This is a genomic window from Flavobacterium pygoscelis, assembly GCF_023162025.1.
Taxonomy (GTDB): domain Bacteria; phylum Bacteroidota; class Bacteroidia; order Flavobacteriales; family Flavobacteriaceae; genus Flavobacterium; species Flavobacterium pygoscelis.
Genome location: NZ_JALNUB010000010.1, coordinates 79,596 through 86,724, shown reverse-complemented (window position 1 = coordinate 86,724; position 7,129 = coordinate 79,596). Strand labels below are relative to the sequence as shown.

Below are 7,129 nucleotides of genomic sequence, written 5' to 3'. Positions count from 1 at the left end.
GACCTTAAGGTGGTTATTGCGGCGGGGCTCACCTCTTCCCATCCCGAACAGAGTAGTTAAGCCCGCCTGCGCAGATGGTACTGCAGTTATGTGGGAGAGTATGTCGTCGCCTTTCTTTAAAAACCCTGATTGTAAATAATCAGGGTTTTTTATTCCTTATTATAATTTTATAAATTAAGGTACCTTAGCTCAGATGGTAGAGCAATGGACTGAAAATCCATGTGTCCCTGGTTCGATCCCTGGAGGTACCACTACTAATTGCTCGGATGGTGAAATTGGTAGACACGCTGGACTTAAAATCCAGTGAACAGCAATGTTCGTGCGGGTTCAAGTCCCGCTCTGAGTACTAAAACTTCAATTGGCTTTGCTAATTGAAGTTTTTTTTTATTTTTAATTTATTAAAATTTACTTGTAAGATTTTGCCGTTAACTTCAAAAGTGGTAGAAAAACCTAAAGTTCAATTATTGGTTTAATTACTTCTCACTACTATTAAAATTGTATCTTATTTTTTATTTTATTATTAATATCTCTATTTTTAACATTCAAATTTTCTTGAAATTTATCCAAAGGATATTTATATTTATCCATTTTTAAGGTATTTGATAATCCTGAATTTTTTCCTTTAGAAGTATAACTTTCTATTAATAATCGTGCGGATAGATAGCAAACGGTTGATTCAGCTCCTTGATTTAAATTTACATTATTCTCTTCTAAACCATCATAACATCCGCCAGTAATAGGATTATACATTATATGACCTAAGTGATTCTTTCCTAAAAACCAATCAAAAGCTATCTTCATATATACTTTGTATTCTGTATTGCCAATAGTCTTATAAAACAAATTCAATGCATGCATCATATAACAAGCTTCTATGGGTTGTTCACCATAGCTATTAGGAACAACTCCTTTCTCATGCCATCCATCATTACTAATGATTTTGAATTGACCATCTACGAACATTTTATCAATTAAAAAATTCATAGATTCTATAGCAATTTCTTTAGTTTTTTCTTCTGCTGTGATCAAATATGACAATAATAGTGCTTCAGGAAGAATACTATTCGCATAGGTTAACTTATGTTCAAACCAATTCCAATCTGGTGAACTAACAGAGATATACATCGCTTGTATCTTTTGAGCTAAAATTTCTATTGTATTTTTTAATGGTAAAGAAGGAAAAACACTATACCAATAATAAAACCCTTTAATGGCGAAAGCAATAGCTCTAGGAGAATTATATTTTTCTGAATTGTCTTTTACTTTTTTCAAGCATTCAGTAGCTTTCTCAGTTAGAAATTCAAGATCTTTTGATGGTGCCAGAGTAAGAAAATAACCAAGAGCCCAAATAGCTCTACCATTAGCGTCTTCTAAATTTTCATCACTATTTCTAGCCTCAATTGCATTATTTTTATCTACATAATTAATGAAATTCCCATTTGATATTTGGCATTTTTGTATGAAATTGATATAGATTTTCATATATGCTATATCGTCTTTTTCTGCTGTAAGTTGATAGTGTTTGCAAATAGCAATTAACGCCCTTGCATTATCATCTACTGTATATCCAGAATCTAAATCTGGATCTGAAATTTTACAAAACTGTATCATTCCAATATCTGTTGTCATTTTCTTCAAATGATCCATTTTAATTTTAGGATAAGATATTTTAATTTGGTTTAACCCTTTTGAAATCCTTTGGTATACTTCGATATGTTTTATAGCTGTATTTTCCCAAGAAGTCTTGGTAGTTTTTGCATAAGCATTCAGAGCCATTTGATTTCTTAAATTTTCATTTGCCAATAATTTGATAGTAGCGGCTGCAAATTGTTCTACATTTTGTATATCAACTAAAATACCGACATCACTGGTTAAACTCTCCATGGTATGCGGAATTTTACTTGCTACAATAGGGCAAGAGCAACTCATAGCATATGAAAATGTGCCACTAACTGCTTGATTAGGATCTTTCGAGGTGAATAAATAGACATCAGTAGCTTTGAGATAATCTAAAAGTTGATTTACTTCTAAATATTCATTTACAAATCGAACATTATTTTCTAAATGCAGCTCTTTTACAATCTGCTCTAGCGAATTTCTATATTTATCTATATTATTTTCAATTGTATTAGGATGTGTTCTCCCTAAAATTAAATAAAGAACATTTGGAAATTGTTTAACTATTTCAGGAAGCGCTTTTAGTCCCGTTTCTATACTTTTTCCTTCTCCTAAAAGCCCAAAAGTGGATAGAATAATTCTGTCTTCAAAATCAAATTTTTTCTTAGCTTCAAGAGTAGTTTCATAATCTACTAAGTGCGTTCCGTGTGGTACAAAAGCAATACTAGTTTCAGCTAAACCATAATCTTCCATTAAGATCTGTTTGGATTTGTTTGTCATCACAAAAATAGCTTCGGAGTAGCTGATTAGCAATTGGACAATTGACTTTAAAGTTTCGTTAGGGTTTGGAATAACACTATGGAATGTGAATGCAATTGGTTTATTAATTTCATCTAGAAAATCTAAAAGATAATCTCCATATTGACCTCCGAATAATCCGAATTCATGCTGAATATGAACCAATTTTACATCTGGATCATTATTAATTTCTGCTGCCGCTTTTTTGTAAGCTTCTTTATTTTGAGAAGGTAGATGATAAGCCGAGTTTATATTTGCATCTCCTTTGAATGTTATTTCGCAAATTTCACAAGTAATACTCTTGCCATAAATTTTATCAATCGCATGAATGGTATCTTCTGTAAAAGTTGCAATACCACAATGAGTTGGAGGATATGTCGAAAGAAAAACAATTTTTGATTTTGTAGATAAAGTTTTCATCTGTATGTTTTTATATTTTATTAATACTTCATTTTGAAAATACTATAAAAAATAAAAACCTTAATTTTTATATTAGTAGTATTTATATAAATCTTGAATCAGGTAACCTCAAAATTAATTTTGTACATAATGCTTAATTTCTATTTAAGCTTATGAAATATTAATTAATCAGAGTTTATTAATGTCTTTATAAAAGATTTTGATTTTGTCAAATTTAAATACAATTCTTAAAACTATTTTTGATTTTTAATGAGCTTTCTTTGTCAAAAACAAAAAATTCTTATTTTACTCATTTTAAGTTTAATATAAAAAGGAATACTAATGATAACAAAAAAAATCTGTTTTGTAAATTTATAAATTACTACTAATATGATTGTTACATAATTATTAGTGTATTTTATACTATTTAAATTTAAGATATGTGAAATTTCAAAATTTGTAAAATTGAATGGAAAGTATAAATCCTATATTTTTTTTTGTAAATTTGGAATAAGGCCTATTTGTTTAAAACTTTAGCTAGACTGCAAAAAAATCATCTTTATGATAATTATTTCTTTTAACGGATTTAATAAAAGCGATAAATAAGTTAGAGTAAATTATTTAATTCAGCCAATAGGTTCTTCTTCTTTCCTTTAAAAAAACGAGTTGTTTTAATTTAGCAAAGCTTGTTTATTTGAATAAAGTAAATTATACACTAAAAATAATTTTATGCGAATTCCAGTAATACGAAAAGATATAATTTTCGCTCCTGATGCGAAACGAGTTGTTGCAAGGTATTTTATGAATGGTGATGAGCGTACACAAAATATGGTAGCTCGTATTATGTTACTCACAGAAAAACAAGTTATTGATACTTTAGAACATACCTTGCGAGAGTTTGCGAGAAGACACCGAAATATTTCTAAAATATTTTTTTCTCACTGTGAAAAGATAAGAAGTATTATTGAAGCTATGCAAATTGATTATAGTACTTTAACACAGGAAAGAAAAATGCTTATTGGGTCCTATTGTACAATGGAATACTCGTTAGAATCTGCTGCTTTCTTTAATCCATCTATCATTGAAGATTTGGATCAATCTGATCTTGAAGAAGGACAAAAAAGAGTAATTATATCGTTTCGAGCTACCGGAGAAGGTCATATTTCATCTATTGTTTTTAGAAGAGGAATTCTCGATAAAAATAATGAACTAAAAGTGATGAAAATTGGTAGTCATATTGATAAAGCAGAAATAGAACACAAAACATTGTATAACAAACAACGTTTCTTAATGAAACTGCGAGAAATGAATATTAGTGATAAGTATTCACATTCGATCATGCAGGAATTACCTCAGGAATTTGAGTATGCTATATTACAAAACTTACTCAATGATGCTTTAAACGATCCAACAATAAGCCATAGTAGAAAAACTGCTCTCGAAGAGATAGTTTGGTTATCTGATTCTTTTTACGATATACAATTCAAACATGACTCTGATATTACAGAACGCGTTATTTTTCCTATATCAGAATCCGAAAGTCGTGGAATTGAAGATGCTCGATTTGTAAGATTCATAGATGATGATAATTCAGAACGTATTATGGCCACTTATACCGCTTATAATGGCCATGTAATATTACCAAAACTAATTTCGACTGAAGATTTTTATTCCTTTAGAGTGATGCCTTTATACGGGACCGGAGCCCAAAATAAAAATTTAGCCTTGTTTCCTAGAAAGATAAAAGGAAAATATGCGATGCTTTCTAGAATTGACGGAGTTAATAATTATTTAATGTTTTCAGATAGACCTACTCAATGGAATAATCCTGTAATTATACAAGAGCCTAAATATACCTGGGAATTTACACAAATAGGAAATTGTGGTTCACCACTTTGGACCACCGAAGGATGGTTGGTCATTACTCATGGTGTTGGCGCTATGAGAAGATATTGTATTGGCGCTTCTTTGTTTGATTTAGAGGATCCGTCAAAAGAAATTGGTCGTCTTAAGGAGCCTTTACTATCACCATTAGAGGATGAACGCGAAGGATATGTGCCCAATGTGGTTTATTCTTGTGGATCAATAATACATAACAATAGTCTTATTTTACCTTATGCAGTTTCCGATTATTCGTCTACTTATGGTGTTGTAAATTTAGCGGATTTACTATTTGCTTTAAAAAACAGTAAGTAAATATAATAAGTATTCATTCTAAAAAATAGGATTTACTATTCTTTATAAATCTATAGAATTTCTGGAAGCTATTAATACACTGCAAAAATTTAAAACAAAGCAATAATTTTTTTTACAGAATTGTTAACTGATAACAATAAGTAATTAATAAAAAAACTTAGTTCCATTTTAAGTCAATTTTTTTATATATTTGTTAACCGAATGGTTAAACCATATAATTAAGAATAATGGCTAAGGAGAAATCAGATAATACGGAAATAGAAATATTAAATGCTGCCAAAGAGATTTTTCAGCAAAAAGGAATGGATGGTGCAAGAATGCAAGAAATTGCAGATAAGGCAAAAATAAATAAAGCCTTATTGCACTATTATTACAGAAGCAAACAATTGCTTTTTGAAGCTGTTTTCAAGAGTGCTTTTGCATTATTAGCTCCTCAATTAAATAAAGTATTGAATGATGATAGTGATTTATTTGATAAAATAAGAAAATTTACAGACAGCTATATCTCATTTGTAATTAAAAATCCTTACTTACCCAATTTTGTTATACAAGAATTAAATAAAAATCCAGAATTCATTCAAAAATTAAGATTACAAGAAAATTTTCCTTCAATAACTACTTTTAAATTACAAGTTAGCGACGCAATCGAAAAAAAAATAATAATACCAATTCAAGCGGAACAATTATTTATTAATATCATGTCACTCAATGTATTTCCATTTATTGCAGAACCCTTACTAACCGCTTTAATTAATGTAGATAAAAAAAAATACAATGAGATCATTCAAAATCGCAAAATTGATGTAGCTAATTTTATTATTAATGCAATAAAAATTTAAATCATGAAAAAAAGGATACTACTAATATTGCTATTCGTGATTTCAATAATTTCAAATGCACAAGAAACATTGACATTAGAGGATTGTTATGCTTTAGCAACAAAAAATTATCCTTTAGCAAAACAAAAGGAATTATTGCAACAAAAATCAAATTATGAAATTGATGCAATTACTAAAGGAAAATTACCCAAAATAGATCTCAATGCGCAAGCAACGTACCAATCTGATGTCATAGGATTTCCCAGTAAAATGCCCGGTGTAACTCCTATAAATAAAGACCAATATCGAGCGACATTAGATATAAATCAGCTACTTTATAACGGCGGAATGATTGAAGCTAATAGTGAGTTAAAACAAGCTCAAACCAAAACACAACAGCAACAAATTGAAGTGAGTTTATATCAGTTAAAAACTCGCATCCATCAATATTACTTCTCTATTTTATTACTTCAAGAAAAAAGTGAATTATTAAAATCTAAAAAGGAACTGCTGCAATCTAAAGTTCAAGAAGTTAAATCGGGTGTCAAATATGGTGCTATACTTCCTGCTTCAGAATTAATATTAGAAGCGGAATTATTAAAAATAAAACAACAATTGACAGAGATTGATTTTGAAAAAATAAAAATGACACAAAATCTTTCTGATCTAACTTTCACCAAAATAGATACGCAAACAACACTTCTGGCTCCTAATTCTAATTTAGAAAACAATAGAAATAATAGACCCGAAATCGTTTTTTATAATTTACAAAAACAACAATTAGAATTTTCCAAAAAAACCTTAGCTACATCAGTCTTGCCTAAGATAAATGCTTTCGCGCAAGCAGGTTATGGAAATCCAGGACTTAATATGCTAGATAATTCTTTTCAACCTTTTTATATTGCTGGTTTAAAAGCAAATTGGACTATTTTGGATTGGGGGAAAAATAAAACAGATTTAAAAACTTTAGATATCGCTAAAGAAATAATTGAAACTGAAAAGGAAATATTTGAATTGAATAATAAAATGCAATTGAGGGAGATAGAAAGTGAAATAGGAAAAATAAAACAATTATTAGAATTGGATAACAATATAATTGATGTTCGAGAAAAAATTGTTACGTCTGCCAATGCTCAAATGAAAAATGGTGTAATTACCACATCAGAATATCTAACTGAATTCAGCAATCTGTACGAAGCAAAAAATAGTTTAAAAACTCACGAAGTACAATTGGCTGCAGCCAAATCAAGCTACGAAATAACCAATGGGAAATAAAAAATTCTCTAAAATTAGAAAGTAAA

At 29.4% G+C, this 7,129-nt stretch carries 4 protein-coding genes, 2 tRNA genes and 1 rRNA gene; 6 read left to right on the top strand and 1 reads right to left on the bottom strand.

From position 1 onward, the window contains the following. The first annotated feature begins 5 nt into the window (after positions 1-5). The 3 genes from rrf (at position 6) to MW871_RS14200 (ending at position 346) form a co-directional block, all read left to right on the top strand. A 5S ribosomal RNA gene (gene rrf, locus MW871_RS14210) occupies positions 6-115 on the top strand. A gap of 63 nt (positions 116-178) precedes the next feature. Beyond that, a tRNA-Phe gene (locus tag MW871_RS14205) sits at positions 179-251 on the top strand. Positions 252-260: 9 nt separating this feature from the next. After that, positions 261-346: transfer RNA gene (locus MW871_RS14200), tRNA-Leu, on the top strand. Between the two features lie 143 nt (positions 347-489). On the opposite strand, the gene MW871_RS14195 is transcribed toward MW871_RS14200, so the two are convergent. Continuing rightward, on the bottom strand, positions 490-2,835 hold the full coding sequence (locus MW871_RS14195) for a glycosyltransferase (protein WP_248429117.1): 2,346 nt from the start codon (positions 2,833-2,835) through the stop codon (positions 490-492). Positions 2,836-3,543: 708 nt separating this feature from the next. Here MW871_RS14195 and MW871_RS14190 point away from each other — a divergent pair. The 3 genes from MW871_RS14190 (at position 3,544) to MW871_RS14180 (ending at position 7,103) form a co-directional block, all read left to right on the top strand. Further along, on the top strand, positions 3,544-5,010 hold the full coding sequence (locus MW871_RS14190; protein ID WP_248429116.1) for a glycoside hydrolase family 130 protein: 1,467 nt from the start codon (positions 3,544-3,546) through the stop codon (positions 5,008-5,010). Positions 5,011-5,237: 227 nt separating this feature from the next. Then, complete coding sequence (locus tag MW871_RS14185) at positions 5,238-5,849, top strand: TetR/AcrR family transcriptional regulator (protein WP_248429115.1); 612 nt, start codon at positions 5,238-5,240, stop codon at positions 5,847-5,849. Between the two features lie 3 nt (positions 5,850-5,852). Continuing rightward, positions 5,853-7,103, top strand: a complete 1,251-nt coding sequence (locus tag MW871_RS14180) for a TolC family protein (RefSeq protein WP_248429114.1) — start codon at positions 5,853-5,855, stop codon at positions 7,101-7,103. Positions 7,104-7,129: the final 26 nt, after the last annotated feature.